Genomic DNA, 21,310 nt, shown 5'->3' with positions numbered 1-21,310 from the left:
ACTGTAGGAGCGGCGTGAGCCGCGACCAACCGCAGCGGTGTTCGCGAGCGCTCCGTCCGCAGCCCGGGTTCTGCGAGCGCTAGGCAAGCGCTAATCCGTTTTTCGGTGACTTCGGGGGCTGCGCTTACGTTCATCGCTGCGGTTGGTCGCGGCTCACGCCGCTCCTACAACGGGGGATACCCACATACGAAAAACCCCCGCCGTTTCCGGCGGGGGTTCGCGTCGTTACCGAGCGGCCGCGATCAGCCGCGCGCGGCCAACTGCGACAGACGCTGCACCGCGACCGAGGCGGTCGGGTAGTCCAGCGTCTTCTGCGCCGCCAGTTCGGTCAGCATCGCCAGGGTGAAGCGCAGCGACTGGTCGTCGCGGCTCAGCCACTGCTTGACCTTGGCTTCGGCGCTGGCGCCCGGCACCTTCAGCACCTGGCCGACCAGGACCCGGTGCTGGGTCGCCAGTTCCTCGCGCAGCACGCCGCGCGCGACCGCGTGCCAGCGGCCGTCCACGGCCAGCGCGTCGATCTGCTCCTGCAGCCACGGCAGGCGCAGCGCTTCGCCGAGGCGGAAGTGGACCTTGGCGACGTCGACCGGCTTGAGCTTGCGCTCGCGCGCCAGTTCGATGATGTCGCAGCTCGGCTCCAGGTACGGCAGCGCGGCCAGCTGCGCGGCCAGCGCCTGCGGCAGGCCCTTGGCCTTCCAGTCGGCGAACGCGGCATCGTGCGCCGGACGCTCGCCGTCGCCGAGGATGCCGTGGCCGGCGCGGATGTCCTTGAAGCCGTCGTGGTAGCGCTCCACCGCCGTGGTGATGTCGGGGATCGCGCCCGGACGCGACAGCAGCCAGCGGGTGAAGGAACGCTGCAGGTTCCAGATCACCTGCAAGGCGTCGATCTGGGTCGATTCGGCGACCTTGCCGTCGAGCGCGTCGATCTGCGCCCACAGCTCGCGCGCGTCCAGCGTTTCGCGGGTGATGGTGAAGGCCTTGGCGACCTCGCCCGGGGTGCGGCCGCTGTCTTCCTGCATGCGCAGCAGGAAGGTCGCGCCCATCCGGTTGATGGTCGAGTTGGTCACCGCGGTGGCGATGATCTCGCGCTTCAGGCGGTGGTTCTCCATCGCCTTGACGTACTTGGCCTGCAGCGGCTGCGGGAAGTAGCGGACCAGTTCCTTGGACAGGTACGGGTCTTCCGGCACGTCGGAATCGAGCATCTGCTGGAACGCGACCAGCTTGGAGTACGACAGCAGCACCGACAGTTCCGGACGGGTCAGGCCCTGGCCGCGCGCCTTGCGCTCGGCGATCTCGGCGTCGGACGGCAGGAACTCGATCTGGCGGTCGAGCAAGCCCTGCGATTCCAGGGTGCGGATGAAGTGCAGCTTGCTGCCCAGGCGGGTCAGGCTCATCCGCTCCATCAGGCTGATCGCCTGGTTCTGGCGGTAGTTGTCGTTGAGCACCAGCTCGGCGACTTCGTCCGTCATCGAGGCCAGCAGCTTGTTGCGCTCCGGCAGCGTCAGCTTCTTCGCCTGGACCTGCCCGTTGAGCAGGATCTTGATGTTCACCTCGTGGTCGGAGGTGTCCACGCCGGCGGAGTTGTCGATGAAGTCGGTGTTGAGCAGCACGCCGTGCTGGGCGGCTTCGATGCGGCCGAGCTGGGTCAGGCCCAGGTTGCCGCCCTCGCCCACCATCTTGCAGCGCAGGTCCGCGCCGTTGACGCGCAGGGCGTTGTTGGCGCGGTCGCCGACGTCGCTGTTGGATTCGCTGCGCGCCTTGACGTAGGTGCCGATGCCGCCGTTCCACAGCAGATCGACCGGCGCCTTGAGGATCGCGCTCATCAGTTCGGCCGGGCTCAGCGCGGTGGCGTTGCCTTCGATGCCCAGCGCGGCCTTAGCCTCGGCCGACAGCGGGATCGACTTGGCCGAGCGCGCGAACACGCCGCCGCCCTTGCTGATGAGCTTCTTGTCGTAATCCTCCCAGCTCGAACGCGGCAGCTTGAACATGCGGTCGCGTTCCTTGAACGAGCGCGCCGCGTCCGGGTTCGGGTCGAGGAAGATGTGGCGGTGGTCGAACGCGGCGACCAGGCGGATGTGTTCGCTCAGCAGCATGCCGTTGCCGAACACGTCGCCGGACATGTCGCCGATGCCGACCGCGGTGAAGTCCTGGGTCTGGCTGTCGCGGCCGAGCGCGCGGAAGTGGCGCTTGACCGATTCCCACGCGCCCTTGGCGGTGATGCCCATGCCCTTGTGGTCGTAACCGACCGAACCGCCCGAGGCGAAGGCGTCGTCGAGCCAGAACTTGTGCTCGGCGGCGATGCCGTTGGCGATGTCGGAGAAGGTCGCGGTGCCCTTGTCGGCGGCGACGACCAGATACGGATCGTCGTTGTCGTGGCGCACCACGTTCTGCGGCGGCACGATCTTGCCGTCGACGATGTTGTCGGTGATGTCGAGCAGGCCGTTGATGAACATCTTGTAGCAGGCGATGCCCTCGGCCAGCACCGCGTCGCGGTCGCCGCCCAGCGGCGGACGCTTGGCGAAGAAGCCGCCCTTGGAGCCGACCGGCACGATCACGGTGTTCTTGACCATCTGCGCCTTGACCAGACCCAGCACCTCGGTGCGGAAGTCCTCGCGGCGGTCCGACCAGCGCAGGCCGCCGCGGGCGACCGGGCCGAAGCGCAGGTGCACGCCTTCCACGCGCGGGCCGTAGACGAAGATTTCGCGGTAGGGCTTGGGCTTGGGCAGGTCCGGCACCAGCGCCGAATCGAACTTGTAGCTGACGTAGCCGCGGTCGGAACCGTCGCTGGCGCGCTGGTAGTAGCTGGTGCGCAACGTCGCCTGGATCACGCCGATGAAGCTGCGCAGGATGCGGTCTTCGTCGAGGCTGGAGACGCGGTCGAGCAGCGCCTTGAGCGCGGTCACCGTGGCCTCGGCCTGGGCGTCGCGCTTGCCGGCGCGGGCGGCGATCACCGGTTCGAGCGCGGCGCGCACGGCTTCGTCGCCGTCGTGCAGGGCGTCGAACTGGACCTTCAAACGCTCCTGGCCGGCCTTGATCTCGGCCTTGCTCTCGCTGCCGGTGGTCGGGTCGAAGCGCGCTTCGAACAGTTCGACCAGCAGGCGCGCCAGCAGCGGATAGCGGGCGAAGGTTTCCTCGACGTAGCTCTGCGAGAACGGCACGCCGACCTGCAGCAGGTACTTGCAGTAGGCGCGCAGCATCGCGATCTGGCGCCAGGACAGGCCGGCGGCCAGGATCAGGCGGTTGAAGCCGTCGTTCTCGGCGTTGCCGCGCCAGATCTGGGCGAAGGCGTCCTCGAAGTTTTCGTCCAGGCGGTCGACGTCGATGTCGTTGTTCGAGGTTTCGACCTCGAAGTCCTGGATGTAGACCGGCTGGCCGTCGACGCTGAGGCGGTAGGGGTGTTCGGAGATCACCCGCAGGCCCATGTTCTCCATCATCGGCAGCGCGTCCGACAGCGGGATGTCGTCGAGCTGGCGGTAGAACTTGAAGCGCAGGCCGCCCTCGCCCGGACGGGTCCGGCACAGGCTCAGGCGCAGGTCTTCCGGGCCGCTCAGCGCGGCCAGATGGGCGATGTCCTGCGCGGCGACCGGCGCGGACACTTCCTCGATGTAGCCCGCCGGCAGGATCCGGCCGTAGCGGTTGGCCAGCACCAGACCCTGCTGCTCGCCGTTGTTGCGCACCAGCGCTTCGCGCAGGTCGTCCTGGCGATTGCGCACGATTTCGGTCAGCTCGGCCTCGATCGCGGCGTTGTCGACCTCGACCGCCTCGCCCGACTTCGGCCGCACGATCAGATGCACCTGGGCCAGCGGCGATTCGCCGATGTGCACGGTGGTGTCGACGTGCTCGCCGTGCAGCTTGTCCTTGAGCATCGCTTCCACGCGCAGGCGCACGTCGGTGTTGAAGCGTTCGCGCGGGATGTAGACCAGCACCGAGAAATAGCGGCCGTAGCGGTCGCGGCGCAGGAACAGCTTGCTGCGCACGCGCTCCTGCAGGCCGAGGATGCCCGAGGTGGTCTTGAGCAGTTCTTCCTCGCCGGACTGGAACAGTTCGTCGCGCGGCAGGGTTTCCAGCACGTGGCGCAAGGCCTTGCCGCTGTGGCTGTCGGAGGCCAGCCCCGACTGCTGCATCACGTAGTTATGACGCTGGCGCACCAGCGGGATGTCCCACGGGCGGCGGTTGTAGGCGCTGGAGGTATACAGGCCGAGGAAGCGCTTCTCCGCGGTCGGACGGCCCTGGGCGTCGAAGCTCAGCACGCCGATGTAGTCCATGTAGCCCGGACGGTGCACGGTCGAGCGCGCGTTGGTCTTGGTCAGGATCAGCGCATCGACCGAACCCGACTGCGGCATGTAGTGCGCCGCCAGCGAGGTCAGCGCGCGCGGCTTGCCCGGCGACTTGCCGCGCAGCAGGCCCAGGCCGCTGTCCTTGACCGCGCGCAGCACGCCTTCGCCGCCCTGCTGGGTCACTTCGTATTCGCGGTAGCCCAGGAAGGTGAAGTGGTTGTCGGCGGCCCAGTGCAGGAACGCCTGCGCCTCGCGCTTGCCCTCTTCGCCGATCGGCATCGACTGCGCCGGCAGCTCGTCGGCGACTTGGTTCATCTTGTCGCGCATCTGCGACCAGTCGCGCACGATCGCGCGCACGTCGCTGAGCACGGTGTCCAGCGCCTGCTTGATCTGCGCCATCGCTTCCGGCGTCTGCCGGTCGAGCTCCAGGTGCATCAGCGATTCGGACTGGCCCTCGCCCACCGCCAGCAGCTTGCCGGCCTTGTCGCGCTGGAACGCCACCACCGGGTGGCCGAGCACGTGCACGCCGACGCCCTGGTCGGCCAGGGCCATGGTCACCGAGTCGACCAGGAACGGCATGTCGTCGTTGGCGATCTGCAGCACGGTGTGCGGCGATTCCCAGCCGTGGCTCTTGAGCTGCGGGTTGAACAGGCGCACCAGCGCATTGCCCGGCTTGCGGTCGCGGGCGAAGTCGAGGAAGTCGGCGGCCAGCGCGGCCCAGCCGTCGGCCGCGTGCTGCGGCATCTCGTCGCTGCTCATGCGCTTGTAGAACGCCTGGGCGAAGGCCTCGGCCTCGGCATGGCGCGCCTTGGGCAGGCGCTTGCGCATGGCCTCGACGATCGGACGCAGGTCCACCGCCTGCGCGTCCACCGGCGGCGCCGAATGCGGCGCGCGGCTGGCGGACTTGGCCGCGGCGGGCTTGGCGGCGGGCTTGGCGGCGGCGGATTTCGCGGCGGGCGACTTGGCGGCGGACTTGCTCGCCGGCTTGGCGGCGGCGCGGGCCGTGGCTTGCTTGGCAGAAGCCGGCTTGACGGCCTTCGCGGCCGGTTTGGCGGGTTCGGACTTGGAAGCTTTGGGTTTGCTGCTCATGGGAACGTTTGAGGTCCGGATGGAATGAGGCCCACGCTTGCGCGCGGGCCAAGAGAAAGGTTATTGCGGCGGATGGAGCGGGAGTCGTACGGCGGCAAAAGCGCCGGCGCCGTAGTCGAGCGAGGCCGCGGCGCGGCCGCGCGCGCCGTCCCGAAGGACGGAGCGCGGGCCGGCATGGAGCGCGGCGCCGACGACGTGTTTTGCAGCGCGCAGGCCATTGCCGCCGTCCTCAGGACAGGCGGTGGGCCGGGACGAGCCGAAACGTTTCATCGTGAGGGGTGGATCAGCGCAGGCCGGTTTCGTTGCGGGCGATGACCAGCCGCTGGATCTCGCTGGTGCCTTCGTAGATTTCGGTGATCTTGGCGTCGCGGAAGTAGCGCTCCAGCGGCATTTCCTTGGAATAGCCCATGCCGCCGTGGATCTGCACGGCCTGATGGGCGATCCACATCGCCGCTTCCGAAGCGGTGAGCTTGGCGATGGCGGCCTCGTTGCTGAAGCGGCCGCCGTTCTTCTCCGCCTGGCCCTTCTGCCACGCCGCGCGCAAGGTCAGCAGCAGCGCCGCGTCGAGCTTGCACTTCATGTCGGCGATCTTGGCCTGGGTCATCTGGAAGGTGCCGATCGGCGCGCCGAAGGCCTTGCGCTCCTTGACGTATTCCAAGGTGCGCTCGTAGGCGGCGCGGGCGATGCCGATGGCCTGGCTGGCGATGCCGATGCGGCCGGCGTCGAGCACGCCCATGGCGATCTTGAAGCCGTGGCTTTCCTCGCCGAGCACGTCTTCGGCCGAGGCGACGTAGTTTTCGAATTCGATTTCGCAGGTGGCCGAGGCGCGGATGCCGAGCTTGGGCTCGGTCTTGCCGCGGTGGAAGCCCGGCTTGGCGGTGTCGATCATGAACGCGGTGATGCCGCGCGCGCCCTGGTCCGGGTCGGTCATCGCGAACAGCACGATGTACTTGGCGACCGGGCCGGAGGTGATCCAGCTCTTCTTGCCGTTGATGACGAAGCTGCCGTCGGCCTGCTTGACCGCCTTGCAGCGCATGGCCGTGGCGTCGGAGCCCGACTGCGGCTCGGTCAGCGCGAACGCGCCGATTTCGCGGCCTTCGGCGATCGCGCGCACATACAGCTGCTTCTGCGCTTCGGTGCCGAACTTGAGGATGCCGTTGCAGAACAGCGAATTGTTGACCGAGACAATGGTCGAGTGCGCGGCGTCGCCGGCGGCGATCTCGACCATGGCCAGCACGTAGGCGATGGGGTCCATGCCGGCGCCGCCGTACTCGGCCGGCACCTCGATGCCCATCAGGCCGTTCTCGCCGAGGGTGCGGATGTTCTGCAGCGGGAATTCGCCGGTCTGGTCATGGTGCTCGGCGCTGGGAGCAATCTTCTCCTGGGCGATACGGCGCGCCACGTCCTGGATCATCAACTGCTCTTCGGTAAAACCAAAATCCACGTCGCACCTCTGCTGGGTTGAGCGCCGCGGCCGTTCCCCCTATCGCGGGGCGCTCTAACGGCGCCGCCGCATCCCGGAACGACCGGCGCGTTGGTTCTGCGTCCTGGTCCGCGATCCATACATCGGGCCGCGACTGCGAATTGTAGCCGCGCGCGCCGCAGAACCCCACCCATGCGGCTGCCCCGATCTGGCGTCATCGACGCGGTCCGCATCGCGCTTCAGTCGGCATTGCGCAATTGCTGCGCCGCCGCACGACTTGACCTGAGCGCACGGTCGGCACACACTTATCGCTATATCGCGATACGTTGATGAAAGCGCTTCGGCAACGGAAACCGTTTACCCCCGCACGCTTCGGCAACGCCCCGCCGTTCCCCCTTCCTCTCATTGCCCAATCCCATGGATCTCGAAGGCTGGTCGTCCCGACTCAAGGTATTCGCCGACGCCACCCGCGTCCGCCTGCTCGCATTGCTCGAACGCGAGGAGCTGACCGTGGCCGAGCTGTCGGCGATCACCCGCCTGGCCCAGCCGCGCGTGTCCACCCACCTCTCCAAGCTCAAGGAAGCCGGGCTGGTGCGCGACCGCCGCGCCGGCGTCTCGGCCTATTACCGCTTCGACGAGGGTGCGCTCGACCACGCCCAGCGTGCGCTGTGGCAGACCCTGAGCACCGGCAGCGACGACCCGCTGCTGCGCCAGGACGCCGAACGCGTGACCGCGGTGCTGGCGATGCGCGCCTCCGACCAGAACTGGGCCGACTCGGTCGCCGGCGACATGGAACGCCACTACTCGCCCGGCCGCACCTGGGAAGCGCTGGCGCGTTCGGCGCTGCCGCTGCTGCAGCCCGGCGACGTGCTCGACATCGCCTCCGGCGACGGCGTGCTGGCCGAGCTGCTGGCGCCGCACTCGCACCGCTACATCTGCCTGGACGCCAGCACCAAGGTCGTCGCCGCCGCGTCCGAGCGCCTGCGCAAGCTGCGCAACGTGGAAGTGCGCGAGGGCGACATGCACGCGCTGCCGTTCGAGGCCGAATCCTTCGACCTGGTGGTGCTGATGCACGCGCTGACCTACGCCGAACAGCCGGCCCAGGCCGTGGCCGAGGCCGCGCGCGTGCTGCGCCCCGGCGGCCGCGTGCTGGTGACCAGTCTGGCCCGGCACGAACACCGCGGCGCGGTCGAGGCCTTCGGCCACGTCAACCTCGGTTTCACCGAGAAAGACCTGCAGAAGTTCGCGTCCAAGGCCGGCTTCGACATCGTCAGCTGCGAGACCGTAACCCGCGAACGCCGCCCGCCGCATTTCGAAGTGATCGCGCTGATGGCGCGCAAGCCGGCGCCGGAACCCGCGCCGGCGCGCAAGCCGGCCAAGAAGTGAGGAACCGCCGATGAAGTCCCTGCCCTGGCTCCACCCCGAACGCGCGCAGGCGCTGCTGCGCGGCCTGTCCGAGCGCATCCTGATCATCGACGGCGCGATGGGCACGATGATCCAGCAGCACTCGCTGACCGAGGAAGACTATCGCGGCGAACGCTTCGCCGCGGGCTACGACCGGCTGTATTCGCAGCCATCGGCCGAACACGACGGCGAACACGTCCATGGCGAAGGCTGCGGCTGCTCGCGCGACCAGCGCGGCAACAACGACCTGCTGACCCTGACCCGCCCCGCGGTGATCGCCGGCATCCACCGCGAATACCTGCAGGCCGGCGCCGATCTGGTCGAGACCAACACCTTCAACTCGACCACGATCTCGCTCGAGGACTACGGCCTGGAGCATCTGGCGCGCGAGCTGAATTTCGAAGGCGCCAAGCTGGCGCGCGGCGTGTGCGACGAGATCGAGGCGCTCGATCCGGCGCGCCCGCGCTTCGTCATCGGCGTGCTCGGCCCGACCAGCCGCACCGCTTCGCTGAGCCCGGACGTCAACCGCCCCGGCTACCGCGCGATCAGCTTCGACCAACTGCGCGAGGCCTATCGCGAGGCCGCCGACGGCCTGATCGACGGCGGCGCCGACGTGCTGATGGTGGAAACCATCTTCGACACGCTCAACGCCAAGGCCGCCCTGTTCGCGATCGAGGAAGCCTTCGACGCGCGCGGCGCGCGGCTGCCGGTGATGATCTCCGGCACCATCACCGACGCCTCCGGCCGCACCCTCTCCGGCCAGACCGCCGAAGCGTTCTGGTATTCGGTGCGCCACGTCCAGCCCACCGCGATCGGCCTGAACTGCGCGCTCGGCGCCAAGGACCTGCGCGTGCACGTCGACGTGCTCTCGCAGATCGCCGACGCCCACATCAGCACCCACCCCAACGCCGGCCTGCCCAACGCCTTCGGCGGCTACGACGAAACGCCCGAGGACATGGCCGCGGTGCTCGGCGAATTCGCCCGCGCCGGCCTGCTCAATCTGGTCGGCGGCTGCTGCGGCACCTCGCCGGCGCATATCGCGGCGATCGCGGCGGCGGTGGAGGGGGTGGCGCCGCGGGCGCCGTTGTCGCTGGAAGCCGCAGCTTGAAGGCTAGGAGATAGCGGATAGGAGTTAGGAGATAGCAGAAGCGGCTTTTCGCTATCTCCCAACTCCTATCCGCTATCTCCCGCTCCCCCTCCCCACGATCCGCACGAGCCCCGGCACCGCCCTACATGAAAGCTCTGCCCCGCCAAACCCGCCTCAGCGGCCTCGAGCCGCTGCAGATCACCCCGGAAAGCAACTTCGTCAACGTCGGCGAACGCACCAACGTCACCGGCAGCGCGCAGTTCAAGAAACTGATCCTGGAAGGCCGCCTCGACGAGGCGGTGGTGGTCGCGCGCCAGCAGGTCGAGAACGGCGCCCAGGTCATCGACGTCAACATGGACGAGGGCCTGCTCGATTCGCAGAAGGCGATGGTCGAGTTCCTCAACCTGATCGCGGCCGAGCCCGACATCGCGCGGGTGCCGGTGATGGTCGACAGTTCCAAGTGGAACGTGATCGAGGCCGGCCTGAAGTGCCTGCAAGGCAAGGGCATCGTCAACTCGATTTCGATGAAGGAAGGCGAAGAAGAATTCCTGCGTCAGGCGCGGCTGGTGCGCCGCTACGGCGCGGCGGTGGTGGTGATGGCCTTCGACGAGGTCGGACAGGCCGACACCATCGAGCGCAAGGTCGAGATCTGCTCGCGCGCCTACAAGCTACTGACCGAGGAAGTCGGCTTCCCGCCGGAAGACATCATCTTCGATCCCAACGTGTTCGCCGTCGCCACCGGCATCGAAGAACACAACGACTACGCGGTCGCCTTCATCGAGGCCACCCGCGAGATCAAGCGGCGCTTTCCGTACAGCCACATCTCCGGCGGCGTGTCGAACGTGTCGTTCTCCTTCCGCGGCAACGAGCCGGTGCGGCAGGCGATCCACGTGGTGTTCCTCTACCACGCGATCAAGGCCGGCATGGACATGGGCATCGTCAACGCCGGCGCGCTGCCGCTGTACGACGATCTCGACGCCGACTTGCGCGAGCGGGTCGAGGACGTGGTGCTCAACCGCCGCAGCGACGCCACCGAGCGCCTGCTGGAAATCGCCGACCGCTTCAAGGGCAAGAAGGGCGAGAAAAAGGTCGAAGACCTGCGCTGGCGCGACAAGCCGGTGCGCGACCGCCTCAGCCACGCCCTGGTCCACGGCATCGACCAGTGGATCGAGGAAGACACCGAGGTCGCGCGCGCCGAATCCACGCGCCCGCTCGACGTGATCGAAGGCCCGCTGATGTCGGGCATGAACGTGGTCGGCGATCTGTTCGGCGCCGGCAAGATGTTCCTGCCGCAGGTGGTCAAATCCGCGCGGGTGATGAAAAAGGCCGTGGCCTATCTGCTGCCGTACATCGAAGCCGAGAAGCTGCGCACCGGCGATGTCGGCAAGTCCAACGGCAAGATCGTCATGGCGACCGTCAAGGGCGACGTGCACGACATCGGCAAGAACATCGTCGGCGTGGTGTTGGCCTGCAACAACTTCGAGGTCGTGGACCTGGGCGTGATGGTGCCGGCGCAGACCATCCTCGACCGCGCGAAGGCCGAGAACGCCGACCTGATCGGCCTGTCCGGCCTGATCACCCCGTCGCTGGAAGAGATGAGCCACGTCGCCCGCGAAATGCAGCGCCAGGGCTTCACCATGCCGCTGCTGATCGGCGGCGCGACCACCTCGCGCGCGCACACCGCGCTGAAGATCGATCCGCACTACAAAGCGCCGACCATCTGGGTCAAGGACGCCTCGCGCGCGGTCGGCGTGGCCCAGTCGCTGATCTCGATCGAACTGCGCGAGCCCTTCGTCGCCGCCAACGCCTCCGACTACGCCGAAATCCGCCAGCGCCACAAACAGCGCGGCGACGGCAAGCGCCTGGTGTCGCTGGAGAAAGCGCGCGGCCAGCGCTTCGACGGCGGCTGGAGCGAGTACGCGCCGCCGGCGCCGAAGCTCGCGCCGGGCGTGTACGCGTTCGACGATTACCCGCTGGAGGAACTGGTCGACTACATCGACTGGACGCCGTTCTTCAACACCTGGGAACTGGCCGGGCGCTATCCGGCGATCCTCACCGACGAGGTCGTCGGCCAGCAGGCCAGCGAGTTGTACCGCGACGCGCGCGCGATGCTGAAAACCCTGGTCGCGGAAAAGTGGATCGGCGCCAAGGCGGTGTTCGGCCTTTGGCCGGCGAATGCGGTCGGCGACGATGTCGATGTCGAGCTGGGCGTCGAACCCGACGCCGCGCCGTCGGGCGACCACGGCCCGACGCAGCCGCGACGCGTCGCCGGCGGCCTCAGCGGCACGACCCGCCTGCACTTCCTGCGCCAGCAAGCCGACAAGCCCGCCGACCGCCCCGACTTCTGTCTGGCCGACTTCGTCGCGCCCAAGGACAGCGGCCGCCAGGACTGGATCGGCGCGTTCGCGGTCACCGCCGGCCTGGGCATCGAGCCGCACGTCGCGCGCTTCGAGGCCGAGTTCGACGACTACAACGCGATCATGCTCAAGGCCCTGGCCGACCGCTTCGCCGAAGCGCTGGCCGAGCGCCTGCACGAGCGCGTGCGCAAGGAATTCTGGGGCTACGCCGGCGACGAGGCGCTCAGCAACGACGCGCTGATCGACGAAGGCTACCGCGGCATCCGCCCCGCCCCCGGCTACCCGGCCTGCCCCGAGCACAGCGAGAAGCGCGCGCTGTTCTCCCTGCTCGACGCCAGCGCCCACGCCGGCCTGGAGCTGACCGAGAGCTTCGCCATGTACCCGGCCGCGGCCGTGTCGGGCTATTACTTCAGCCATCCCGACAGCCAGTATTTCGTGGTCGGGCGGGTCTCCAAGGAGCAGGTCGAGGACTACGCGCGGCGCAAGGGCGTGAGCCTCGCCCAGGCCGAGCGGTGGCTGGCGTCGAATCTGGATTACGATCCCGAATGACGGGTCCGGGCGCGGGCCCGCCAGCCCGCCCCGCCCTTGCCGGAACTTCACGGATGAGCGAAATCCTGTTGCCCGAAGACGTTGCCGACGACGAGTCCTCCGACCCGCGCGGCAATCAGGCCTTCATCGAAAAGCACGCCGCGCCGGGCCGCATCGGCCTGTGCGGCGGGCGCGACTTCATCAACAAGCTGATCCGCAAGGCGCAGTCGCCGCTGACCGAGGACGGCCACCGCAGCCTGTGGTCGCACGCCTTCGTCTTCAGCGAGCGGCGCGTGGACGGCCAGTGGTGGGTGATCGAATCCGATCTGGACCTGCGCTATCGCCAGATCCGCCTGGGCGTGCAGGAAAACCGCGCGGCGCGCTACTTCGACGCCGAAGCTTTTCCCAACATCGCCGTCCTCGACTTCGGCCTGAGTTCCGAGCAGGTCTTGCAGGTGCAGAAGGCCGGACTGGATCTGCTCGCCGGCCTGTCGAGCTATTCGCTCACCGAACTGCTCGGCACGATGATGGCGATGCACAGCCGCCGCCTGCGCAAGCGCAGCAACTTGCTGGCCAAGGACGGCGCGCTGTTCTGCTCGGCGCTGGTGCAGCACTGCTATCTCGCCGCCGGCATCGAGTTCCTGCCCGGCGTGCCCGGCAAGAACATCGCCCCGCACGACATCGACGAATCGCCGCTGCCGCACGCCACCCACCGCATCCTGCGCGATCTGGGCGTGTCGACGGTGCGCGAAATCGGCCATTCGCTGCGCGAGCGCTTCGACGCCGCGTTCGATTGAGCGTCGGCGCTCGCGCCGCGCGAGAGCGGCATTCGCCTTAACGCTTCGCCGAAACGAAACCGCCGGCGCTGAGGCCGGCGGCGAAGATCGCGCTTCGATCCGCGGAAGCCGCCCCGCGCTCGGAACGGCCCCTGCGCTGCTTAGAACCCGCCCGGCGCCGGCGCCCGGTCGATGTTGTAACGCGCCACCGGGCAACGCTCGAAGCCCGACGAGCGCACGTTGACGAACGCGTTCTCCACGCAGGTCGCATCGTCCGCGCCGACCAAGCCGTACATCGCCGGCTGGGCCGAGACGATGGTGTTGTGCACCACCCGCACCCGCGGCGTATGCATCAGATGGATCATCTGCTGGGCGGCCGAAAAGTCGATGAACTGATTGCCGGTCACCTGCGCGTCGGGCGATTCGCTCAGTTCCAGACCGCCGGAGCCGGTGTAGCCGGCGACCACGTTGTTGGCGATCACCGCGCGCGGCAGGCCCATCACGCGCAAGGCCACGCCCGGACCGATCGGCTGGCCGCTTTCGTAGCCGACCACGCGGTTGCCGACGATGCGCATCGGTTCGGCTTGCGGATCGCCCGACGGCGGGCCGCCGCGCACCACGATCGGCGCATCCGCGGCGCGCAGCACGGTGTTGTTGAGCAGTTGCGAACCGGCGTTCGCGCTCATGTCGATGCCGACCGGAAAACCGTCGATGCGGCAGTTGCGCACCACGATCCTGTCGCCGGGATTGACCCGGATGCCGACCGCCGCGCCGCTGTTCTGCGGCCGGGTCAGGGTGCGGCCGCGGCAATCGAGTTCGATGTCCGAACCCATCAGTTCCAGCGACGCGGAGCGGTTGGCGTTCAAGCAGTACTTGCCCGGGCCGAACAGGCTGCCCTGTTGCGGCGGCACGACGGTGTCGCAGGCCAGCGCATTGGCGCTGAGCAGGGCGCAAGCCAGAACCAGTCCGGCCTTATGGATGGATCGCATGCAGTGATCGTCCTTGTCTTGAGGGTGTGTAGGTCCTTGGCGAAGGCGGCGGCGCCGGCCGAAGCCGCGTCGCCGCCGCGCATCGATTGTCGCGGCCGCGCTTCTCAGCGGCCGCGACCGTCGCGCTCAAAAACGCAGCGTCAGTCGTTGACGATCTGCTCGACGTTGTAGCGGCGCACCGAGCACGACTGGAAACCCGACTCGACGGTGTTGATGAACACGTTCTCGATGCAGGTCGCGTCCTGCGCGCCGACCAGACCGCGCCCGTTGACGCCGCGGCGCAGCATCGCGGTGTTGTGGACCAGCTTCGCGCGCGGCGAGTACTCCATCCGCACCGCCTCCGAGCCGCCTTCGTTGAGGTCGAGCATCTGGTTGCCGGTGAGCTGCGCGTCCGGCGCGCGGTCCAACAGGATCGCGCTCCGCCCGCGGAATCCGGCGATCAGATTGTTGGTCAGCACCGGCTTGGCCGCGTGCTGGACCTCGATCGCCGCGTCGGCGCCGTTGCCTTGGGTGTAATAGAACACGCGGTTGCCGATCAGCCGCGCGTTCTCGTCCTCGGGCCGTTCGCTGCCGTGCACGGCGATCCCCACGCCGTTGGCGTAGACGGTGTTGTTGAGCACCTGCGCGTTGCCGCGCTCGCTCACCAGGATGCCGTAGCTCCAGCCTTGCAGGCGGCAATTGCGCACGATGGCCTTGTCGCCGCGGCGCAAGTGCAGGCCGACGCCGTCGTTGCCGTCGTTGGGTTTCCAGGTCAAGGTGCGGCCGCGGCAATCGAGTTCGACGTCGTCGGCGAGGATCGCGATGGGCTGGTCGCGATTGGCGTTCAAGCAGTACTTGCCCGGCCGGTCGATGAAACGCTGCTGCGGGTCGAGCACGGTGTCGCAGGCGAACGCCGAACCGGCGGCGATCAGGCCGGCCAACGCCAGCCCCGTACGCAGGATGATGCGCATGAAATCCCTCTCTGTGTGATTGCGTCCATGGGTGATGCGCGGCGCCGCCGCGTAGCGCGGCGCCGGCTCGACGAGTATGCGCAGACGACGGCGCGCGGCGCGCGCCGGCGATGCGGCGCGCCTGTGTTTTTGTGTATTCGCGCTTTGCGTATCGGCGCGTGCGACGCGTTCGCCGCGCAGCGACGGCGATGCGCGCTCCGTCGCGACGCTCAGCCCGCGCCGCGCTCGCCGATCCAGGCGCGCGCCTGTTCGAGAATCTCTTCCGCCAACGCCGGATCGTCGCTGAGCCGCGCCAGCGTCAGCGCGCCGACCATCGCCGACCACCGCCCGATCGCTTCGCGCCGGCGCGCCGGCGCGTCGGCGCCCGGCGCGCTTTCGCTCATGCGCCGCAGTTGCTCGCGCAAGCCGGCGGTCATGGCCGCGCGCGCCTGCGGCGACTGGCGCAGCGTCTCCGCGCCGAGTCCGGCGACCGGACAGCCGCCGGCCGCGTTCGCGCAATGCTCCGAGGACAGATAGCCGGCGAGGAACGCATCCGGCTCGGCGCGCGCTTCGGTTCCGGCGAGGACGTGGCTCAGGGTCTGCGCGATCAGATCGTCCTTGGACTGGAAATGGCCGTAGAAGGCGCCGTGGGTGAGCCCGGCGGCCTTCATCACCTGGGCCACGCTGACCGCGTCGAACCCGCGCTCGCGGAACAGCCGGCCGGCCTCGTCGAGGATGCGGCGGCGGTTTTCGCCGACTTGCTCGCGGCTGACTTTCATCGGGACGGGCTCCTGGGGCGGCTTGACATCTTACATGACGATCATCATGATAAATCAAACATGATAATCATCATGAATAAATCCGGACCGATCCCTTCGGTCCGCCCTCTCTCCCAACTTCGAGCCCTTCCCCCATGTCCACCCTCCCCACCGTCGTGGTCACCGGCGCCTCCACCGGCATCGGCGCCGTCTACGCCGACCGCTTCGCCCGCCGCGGCCACGATCTGATCCTGGTCGCGCGCGACCTCGCCCGCCTGGACGCCCTGGCCCAGCGCCTGCGCGCCGAGTACGGCGTGAACGCCCAGCCCCTGCAGGCCGATCTGGCCGACCCGGCGCAACTCGCCCGGGTCGAAACCCTGCTGCGCGACGACACCCGCATCGGCGTGCTGATCAACAACGCCGGCGCCACCCTGCCCGGCGGTTTCCTCGACCAATCGCCGGAGCAGGCCGCGCAGTTGATCGCGCTCAACGTCACCGCCCCGACCCGCCTGGCCGCGGCGATCGCCCCGCGTCTGGCCGCGGCCGGCAGCGGCGCCATCGTCAATCTCGCGTCCGTGGTCGGGTTGGCGCCGGAATTCGGCTCCAGCGTGTACGGCGCGACCAAGGCCTTCGTCCAGTACCTCAGCCAGTCGCTGCAGCTCGAACTCGGCGGCCAGGGCGTGTACGTGCAGGCGGTGCTGCCGGCGGCGACGCGCACTGAAATCTGGGCGCGCTCGGGGCGCGACGTCGAGCAGATTCCCGGCGTCATGGAGGTCGATGCGCTGGTCGACGCGGCGCTGGCCGGCTACGACCGCCGCGAGACGGTGACGATTCCGCCGCTGCACGACGAGGGTCTGTGGCAGGCGGCGGACGCGGCGCGCAAGGCGATGCTGCCGCATTACAGCCAATCGCAGCCCGCGCCGCGGTATCTCAACGGCGGTTGAGGCCGGCGATCCGGCGGTAGGGGCGGCGTGGGCCGCGATCGCGACTTCCGGCTTGCGACGTAGGCGCGGTGTCGCGGTCGCGGCTTGCGCCGCTCCTACAGGGCGCGCGGCTATCGCTAAACCGTACGCAATGGTATGTTTCCGCCACCGCCGCCCTGCCCGCCCGCGCCGCCATGCAAGACCTGCTGCTGTTCTCCCACGCCAACGGCTTCCCGGCCCCGGTCTATCGGGTGATGCTGGACACCCTGTCGGCGCGTTACCGGATCGAACGGCCCGAGCGCATCGGTCACGATCCGCGCTATCCGGTGACCCTGGACTGGCCGCATCTGGTCGAGGAACTGGCCCTGCGCGTGCAGGCCGCCGCCGGCGACGCGCGGCGGATCTTCCTGGTCGGCCATTCGCTCGGCGGTTACCTCAGCCTGCTCGCCTCGCACCGTCTGGCCGGCACCGCGCTGGCCTCGCGCCTGGCGGGCGTGGTCATGCTGGACTCGCCGCTGATCGCCGGCTGGCGCGCGCGGCTGGTGCAACTGGGCCGGCGCACCGGCCTGGACAATCTGGTCATGCCGACCCGCGCCACCCTGCAACGCCGCCGCCACTGGCCCGACCGCGCCGCGGTGCGCGACCACTTCCTCGCCAAACCCGCGTTCGCGCGCTGGGACGCGCGCGTGCTCGACGACTACGTCGAACACGGCACCCGCGCGGCCGAGGACGGCGCGCGCGAGCTGTCGTTCGAGCGCGAGATCGAGTACCGCATCTACCGCAGCCTGCCGACCACCTCGCTCAGCGATCTGACCCCGCGCCTGCGCACGCCGGTCGGTTTTCTCGCCGGCACCCGCTCGCGCGAGCTGCGCAACGCCGGCAGCGCGGCGACCCGGCGGTTGGTCGGGGATCGCTGGGCTTGGGTCGAGGGCGGGCATTTGTTTCCGATGGAGCGGCCGGTGGAGACGGCTCGCGCGATCGAGGCGATGCTGGAGCGGCTCGCACCGTCGCAAGCCGAGGCCGACGACGTGCCGCTGCGGCCTACCGGCACCTGATCGCCCGCGCGGCGCGCCGCTTCGATTTCTCTTTCTCTGCGTGGGCGTTGCGCAAGCCGCGGCCAACCGCAGCGACGACGCTGTGCCGAACTTTCCCGAAGCCCACATCCCTCAGCTCGTCATTTCGGCGAAAGCCGGAATCCATTGGCTGTTGCTGTTGCAGCTGCCATTGCTGTCGCTCTTCGCTTTGACGCATCCCCAAGCAAAGCACACGTTCCAAAGCCCCGAAGGGCGTGCGCATGGATGCGCACGCGCGCCATGGGTCAGGATGACCCTTATGGCGCGGCCCCGCGTCGCTATGAGCCCTAGTGGCTTTTGATTCGAAAACAAGGAAAGCGCCTTTCTTTGGTTACTTTCTTTGGCAAGACAAAGAAAGTGACCCGGCCGCTTGCGGACGGAACGCTCTGGATTGTCGCTTGTCGTCACTCGTTGCTGCGTTGAAGGCAAAACCAACTGCAAAGTCAAAATGGATTCCGGCTTTCGCCGGAATGACGGTGGGTGGGGTGTTCCGCCACGTGCGAGAAACGCAGCTCGCACTCCGTCATTCCGGCGGAAGCCGGAATCCATTTTGATGTTGCTTCCGCTTTCTCTGGCAAGAGGCGTACGACGACAAGCGAAGATCAAACGCTTAAAGCTTTCGTCCGCAAGCGGCCGAGTTACTTTCTTTGTCTTGCCAAAGAAAGTAACCAAAGAAAGGCGCTTTCCCTGTTTTCGAATCAAGAGCCACTAGGTCCAGTACCGGGCGCGGGGCCGCGCCATAAGGGTCATCCTGACCCATGGCGCGCGCGCGCATCCATGCGCGCGCCCTCCGGGGCTGCAGAACGATGACCTCGGGCGGAGATACGTCCCAGCCAAAGGCAAAAGCAACTGCAACTGCGACAGCAACTGCAACTGCAACTGCAACTGCAACTGCAACTGCGACAGCGACAGCGACAGCGACAGCGACAGCGACAGCGACAGCGACAGCGACAGCGACAGCGACAAGATCGAAATTAATTCCGGCTTTCGCCACAACGACTAACCGGGGCTCGCAAGACTTCGAGGCGGTTCCGGAGCATCGCCGCTACGATTGATCGCAGCCTGCGCAACGCCTACAGGAAGAAACAAGAGCGGCGCAGCGAACGGACAATCGGATTTCAACAGTCCGCATCGACGCTTCATCGCCCAGCCGTTCCTCACTGCCCACCAAAAAACAACGGCCGCGATTCTCATCGCAGCCGCCGTCATGCAAAGCCGCGCGGACTCGTCCGCGCGCGACTCACCGAACCGTCACCACACCAAATCGTCCGGCACCTGATACATCGGATCCGCATACGGATCCTCGTGCGCCGGCACGTTCGGATCGACCTTCAGCGCCACCGCCGGAGCGAAGATTTCCTCGGCCTCGGCCAGCGTCGCCGCCGTCACCAACAGGTAGCGGCCTTCTTGCTGCAACACGCCCAACTCGCCCGCGTTGAGCTGCTTGAGCTGTTCGGCGGTCACGTAGATGCGCTTGATCTTGCCGCCGTACGGGAAATGCCGGGCGATGTCGGCGTCGGCCACGTTCAAGGCGCGGTCCTTGAGCATCTCGGCCAGCTTGGCGCGGGCTTCGCGGCGCAGGCGCGCTTCTTCCTGCTTGGCTTGCTCGGCGGCGATGCGCTCGTCCTTCTCGCGCTGGGCGCGGATCGCGTAGGCCTTGGCGAGGTCGATGTCCTCGCGCGAAGCCGGACGCCCGCCCGGGCCGCCAGGTCGGCCGCCGCGGCCGCGTTGGTCGCCGGGTTTGCCGCCGCCGGGGCGGCCTTGGCCGGGCTTGGCGGGCGCGCCAGCGGGCTTGCCGGACGCGCCGGGCTTGGGTCCGCCCGGGCGCGCGTCGCCGCGCGCGGCGTGATCGCCGCGCACGGGCGGTTTGCCGCCGCCGGGCTTGCCGCCGCGGCGGTCCTCGCCCTTGCGTTCTTGGCGTTCGGGCTTCGGCGCGGGCTTGAAACCCAGGCCGAGCAATTGGTCGCGCAGGCTATCGCTCATTGCAGATTCGTCAGTAGTGCGGCGGCGGCGGTTCGTTGGCCGAATCGCCGGTCAGGGGGCTCGCGGCCATGGCCGCGCGCAGGTGCTTGATCTCGTCGAGCGCGCGCAACAGCAGCAGCGCGTTGCGCGACTCCTCGCCGCGCGCGGCGGCGAGCGCGTCGCTGAGTTCGGTCAGCGCGTGCTCCTGGAAGGCCACGCGGGTTTCCAGATCGATCAGACGTTGTTCGAGGTCGGAACTCACGGGCGGCTCAGGCGTCGAGGTGGATCGAACGGCCGCGGCCGATGCCGTAGTAGGCCAGATCGGCGGCCTCGACCTCGTCGGGATGGTACAGGTTGCGCCCGTCGAAGATCACCGCGTCGGCCAGCGCCTGCCGCACGCGGACGAAGTCCGGGCTGCGGAACTGCTTCCACTCGGTCACCACCACCAGCGCGTCGGCGTCGGCCAGCGCGGCGCGGGCCGAGTCGCACAGCACCAGATCGTCGCGCTCGCCGAAGATGCGGTGCGCTTCCTCGCTGGCTTCCGGGTCGTAGGCGCGGACCTTGGCGCCCGCCTCCCACAACTGCGCCAGCAAGCGCCGGCTGGAGGCCTCGCGCATGTCGTCGGTGTTGGGCTTGAACGCCAGTCCCCACACCGCGAAGGTCTTGCCGCGCACGTCCCCGCCGTAGTGGCGCTGGATCAGCTCGAACAAATGGCCCTTCTGGCTGTCGTTGACCGCTTCCACCGCGTCGAGCAGGCGCGCGCCGTAGCCGTGCTGCTGCGCGGTGCGCGCCAGCGCCTGCACGTCCTTGGGGAAGCACGAGCCGCCGTAGCCGGCGCCGGGGTAGATGAAGTGCCAGCCGATGCGCGGGTCCGAACCGATGCCCTGGCGGACCATCTCGATGTCGGCGCCGACTTTCTCGGCGATGTTGGCGATCTCGTTCATGAAACTGATCTTGGTCGCCAGCATCGCGTTGGCCGCGTACTTGGTCAGCTCGGCCGAGCGCACGTCCATGACCACGATGCGTTCGTGGTTGCGGTTGAACGGCGCGTACAGGCGCTTGAGCTTCTCCACCGCCGCCGGGTTGCCGGCGCCGATGACGATGCGGTCGGGGCGCATGCAGTCGTTGACCGCATCGCCTTCTTTGAGGAATTCGGGATTGGAGGCGACATCGAACGCGACCTGCGCGTCGCGCGCGGCGAGTTCGGCGGCGATCGTCGCCTGGACCTTGTCGGCGGTGCCGACCGGCACGGTCGACTTGTTGACCACGATCACCGGGCGCTCGATGTGGCGGCCGACGGTGCGGGCCACGGCCAGCACGTACTGGAGGTCGGCGCTGCCGTCCTCGTCGGGCGGGGTGCCGACCGCGATGAAGATCAGGTCGCCGTGGGCGATGGCGCCGGCGGCGTCGGTGGTGAAGTGCAGGCGGCCGGAGGCGTGGTTGGCCTTGACCATCGGCTCCAGGCCCGGCTCGTAGATCGGGATCACGCCGCGGTTGAGGCCCTCGACCTTGGCCTGGTCGATGTCGACGCAGACCACGTCGTGCCCCACGTCGGCCAGGCAGGTGCCGGTGACCAGGCCCACATAGCCGGTGCCGAAGATGGTGACGCGCATTTCGTTGTTCCTTGGTGTTGCGGGACCGCCGCGCCGAAAACGCTACATCGAAAACGCTGCGTCGAATCCGTGCGGCGCGGCCCGCGAAAGGGGCGGACGCCGGAACCCGGGCGGCTTAGGGCCGG

Annotated in this window: 16 protein-coding genes; 6 read left to right on the top strand and 10 right to left on the bottom strand. The window is 68.3% G+C overall.

What is annotated here, in order from left to right; translation table 11 throughout:
- Positions 1–242: 242 nt before the first annotated feature.
- Both J5226_RS16440 and J5226_RS16435 read right to left on the bottom strand, forming a co-directional pair.
- Complete coding sequence (locus J5226_RS16440; RefSeq protein ID WP_345778206.1) at positions 243–5,102, bottom strand: NAD-glutamate dehydrogenase domain-containing protein; 4,860 nt, start codon at positions 5,100–5,102, stop codon at positions 243–245.
- 544 nt (positions 5,103–5,646) lie between these two features.
- Positions 5,647–6,807, bottom strand: a complete 1,161-nt coding sequence (locus J5226_RS16435; protein WP_215835512.1) for an acyl-CoA dehydrogenase family protein — start codon at positions 6,805–6,807, stop codon at positions 5,647–5,649.
- 396 nt (positions 6,808–7,203) lie between these two features.
- Here J5226_RS16435 and J5226_RS16430 point away from each other — a divergent pair, with 396 nt between their 5' ends.
- The 4 genes from J5226_RS16430 (at position 7,204) to J5226_RS16415 (ending at position 12,959) form a co-directional block, all read left to right on the top strand.
- A complete protein-coding gene (locus tag J5226_RS16430) occupies positions 7,204–8,172 on the top strand; it encodes a metalloregulator ArsR/SmtB family transcription factor (RefSeq protein ID WP_215835511.1) in 969 nt (322 codons plus the stop codon).
- A 10-nt stretch (positions 8,173–8,182) separates the two neighbouring features.
- Complete coding sequence (locus tag J5226_RS16425) at positions 8,183–9,298, top strand: homocysteine S-methyltransferase family protein (RefSeq protein ID WP_215835510.1); 1,116 nt, start codon at positions 8,183–8,185, stop codon at positions 9,296–9,298.
- A 125-nt stretch (positions 9,299–9,423) separates the two neighbouring features.
- A complete protein-coding gene (metH, locus tag J5226_RS16420; RefSeq protein WP_215835509.1) occupies positions 9,424–12,183 on the top strand; it encodes a methionine synthase in 2,760 nt (919 codons plus the stop codon).
- Positions 12,184–12,236: 53 nt separating this feature from the next.
- Positions 12,237–12,959, top strand: a complete 723-nt coding sequence (locus J5226_RS16415) for a hypothetical protein (protein WP_215835508.1) — start codon at positions 12,237–12,239, stop codon at positions 12,957–12,959.
- A 140-nt stretch (positions 12,960–13,099) separates the two neighbouring features.
- On the opposite strand, the gene J5226_RS16410 is transcribed toward J5226_RS16415, so the two are convergent.
- The 3 genes from J5226_RS16410 to J5226_RS16400 form a co-directional block, all read right to left on the bottom strand.
- Complete coding sequence (locus J5226_RS16410; RefSeq protein WP_215835507.1) at positions 13,100–13,927, bottom strand: right-handed parallel beta-helix repeat-containing protein; 828 nt, start codon at positions 13,925–13,927, stop codon at positions 13,100–13,102.
- Positions 13,928–14,067: 140 nt separating this feature from the next.
- On the bottom strand, positions 14,068–14,877 hold the full coding sequence (locus tag J5226_RS16405) for a right-handed parallel beta-helix repeat-containing protein (protein WP_215835506.1): 810 nt from the start codon (positions 14,875–14,877) through the stop codon (positions 14,068–14,070).
- A gap of 209 nt (positions 14,878–15,086) precedes the next feature.
- Positions 15,087–15,635 (bottom strand): TetR family transcriptional regulator, encoded by a 549-nt coding sequence (locus J5226_RS16400; protein ID WP_215835505.1) that lies wholly within the window; start codon positions 15,633–15,635, stop codon positions 15,087–15,089.
- A gap of 134 nt (positions 15,636–15,769) precedes the next feature.
- Between J5226_RS16400 and J5226_RS16395 the strand changes: the two genes are divergently transcribed.
- Positions 15,770–16,558: an SDR family oxidoreductase gene (locus J5226_RS16395; RefSeq protein ID WP_215835504.1), complete on the top strand. Its 789-nt coding sequence runs from the start codon at positions 15,770–15,772 to the stop codon at positions 16,556–16,558.
- A gap of 173 nt (positions 16,559–16,731) precedes the next feature.
- Positions 16,732–17,592: an alpha/beta hydrolase gene (locus tag J5226_RS16390; protein ID WP_215835503.1), complete on the top strand. Its 861-nt coding sequence runs from the start codon at positions 16,732–16,734 to the stop codon at positions 17,590–17,592.
- 111 nt (positions 17,593–17,703) lie between these two features.
- On the opposite strand, the gene J5226_RS16385 is transcribed toward J5226_RS16390, so the two are convergent.
- The 5 genes from J5226_RS16385 to J5226_RS16365 all read right to left on the bottom strand — a co-directional run bounded on the left by J5226_RS16385 (position 17,704) and on the right by J5226_RS16365 (position 21,185).
- Positions 17,704–18,312 (bottom strand): hypothetical protein, encoded by a 609-nt coding sequence (locus J5226_RS16385; RefSeq protein WP_215835502.1) that lies wholly within the window; start codon positions 18,310–18,312, stop codon positions 17,704–17,706.
- A gap of 6 nt (positions 18,313–18,318) precedes the next feature.
- Positions 18,319–18,576, bottom strand: coding sequence for a hypothetical protein (locus tag J5226_RS16380; protein ID WP_215835501.1), 258 nt, complete (start codon positions 18,574–18,576; stop codon positions 18,319–18,321).
- Between the two features lie 285 nt (positions 18,577–18,861).
- The gene (locus J5226_RS16375) at positions 18,862–19,593 is read right to left on the bottom strand and encodes a DUF2058 family protein (RefSeq protein WP_215835500.1); all 732 of its coding nucleotides are present in this window, start codon (positions 19,591–19,593) and stop codon (positions 18,862–18,864) included.
- Between the two features lie 10 nt (positions 19,594–19,603).
- Positions 19,604–19,834, bottom strand: a complete 231-nt coding sequence (locus J5226_RS16370) for a SlyX family protein (RefSeq protein ID WP_215835499.1) — start codon at positions 19,832–19,834, stop codon at positions 19,604–19,606.
- 7 nt (positions 19,835–19,841) lie between these two features.
- A complete protein-coding gene (locus tag J5226_RS16365) occupies positions 19,842–21,185 on the bottom strand; it encodes a UDP-glucose/GDP-mannose dehydrogenase family protein (protein WP_215835498.1) in 1,344 nt (447 codons plus the stop codon).
- Positions 21,186–21,310 lie beyond the last annotated feature (125 nt).

This window comes from Lysobacter sp. K5869, assembly GCF_018847975.1.
Classification (GTDB): Bacteria; Pseudomonadota; Gammaproteobacteria; order Xanthomonadales; family Xanthomonadaceae; genus Lysobacter.
The sequence above is the reverse complement of the archived record's forward strand: the minus strand, read 5'-3'. Positions and strand labels throughout refer to the sequence as shown.

Coding starts and splice junctions, on each gene's coding strand:
- J5226_RS16425 (WP_215835510.1), top strand. CDS start 8,183: ATGAAGTCCCTGCCCTGGCTCCACCCCGAACGCGCGCAGGCGCTGCTG.
- J5226_RS16400 (WP_215835505.1), bottom strand. CDS start 15,635: ATGAAAGTCAGCCGCGAGCAAGTCGGCGAAAACCGCCGCCGCATCCTC.
- J5226_RS16410 (WP_215835507.1), bottom strand. CDS start 13,927: ATGCGATCCATCCATAAGGCCGGACTGGTTCTGGCTTGCGCCCTGCTC.
- J5226_RS16365 (WP_215835498.1), bottom strand. CDS start 21,185: ATGCGCGTCACCATCTTCGGCACCGGCTATGTGGGCCTGGTCACCGGC.
- J5226_RS16390 (WP_215835503.1), top strand. CDS start 16,732: ATGCAAGACCTGCTGCTGTTCTCCCACGCCAACGGCTTCCCGGCCCCG.
- J5226_RS16375 (WP_215835500.1), bottom strand. CDS start 19,593: ATGAGCGATAGCCTGCGCGACCAATTGCTCGGCCTGGGTTTCAAGCCC.
- J5226_RS16395 (WP_215835504.1), top strand. CDS start 15,770: ATGTCCACCCTCCCCACCGTCGTGGTCACCGGCGCCTCCACCGGCATC.
- J5226_RS16405 (WP_215835506.1), bottom strand. CDS start 14,877: ATGCGCATCATCCTGCGTACGGGGCTGGCGTTGGCCGGCCTGATCGCC.
- J5226_RS16430 (WP_215835511.1), top strand. CDS start 7,204: ATGGATCTCGAAGGCTGGTCGTCCCGACTCAAGGTATTCGCCGACGCC.
- metH (WP_215835509.1), top strand. CDS start 9,424: ATGAAAGCTCTGCCCCGCCAAACCCGCCTCAGCGGCCTCGAGCCGCTG.
- J5226_RS16440 (WP_345778206.1), bottom strand. CDS start 5,102: ATGCGCAAGCGCCTGCCCAAGGCGCGCCATGCCGAGGCCGAGGCCTTC.
- J5226_RS16415 (WP_215835508.1), top strand. CDS start 12,237: ATGAGCGAAATCCTGTTGCCCGAAGACGTTGCCGACGACGAGTCCTCC.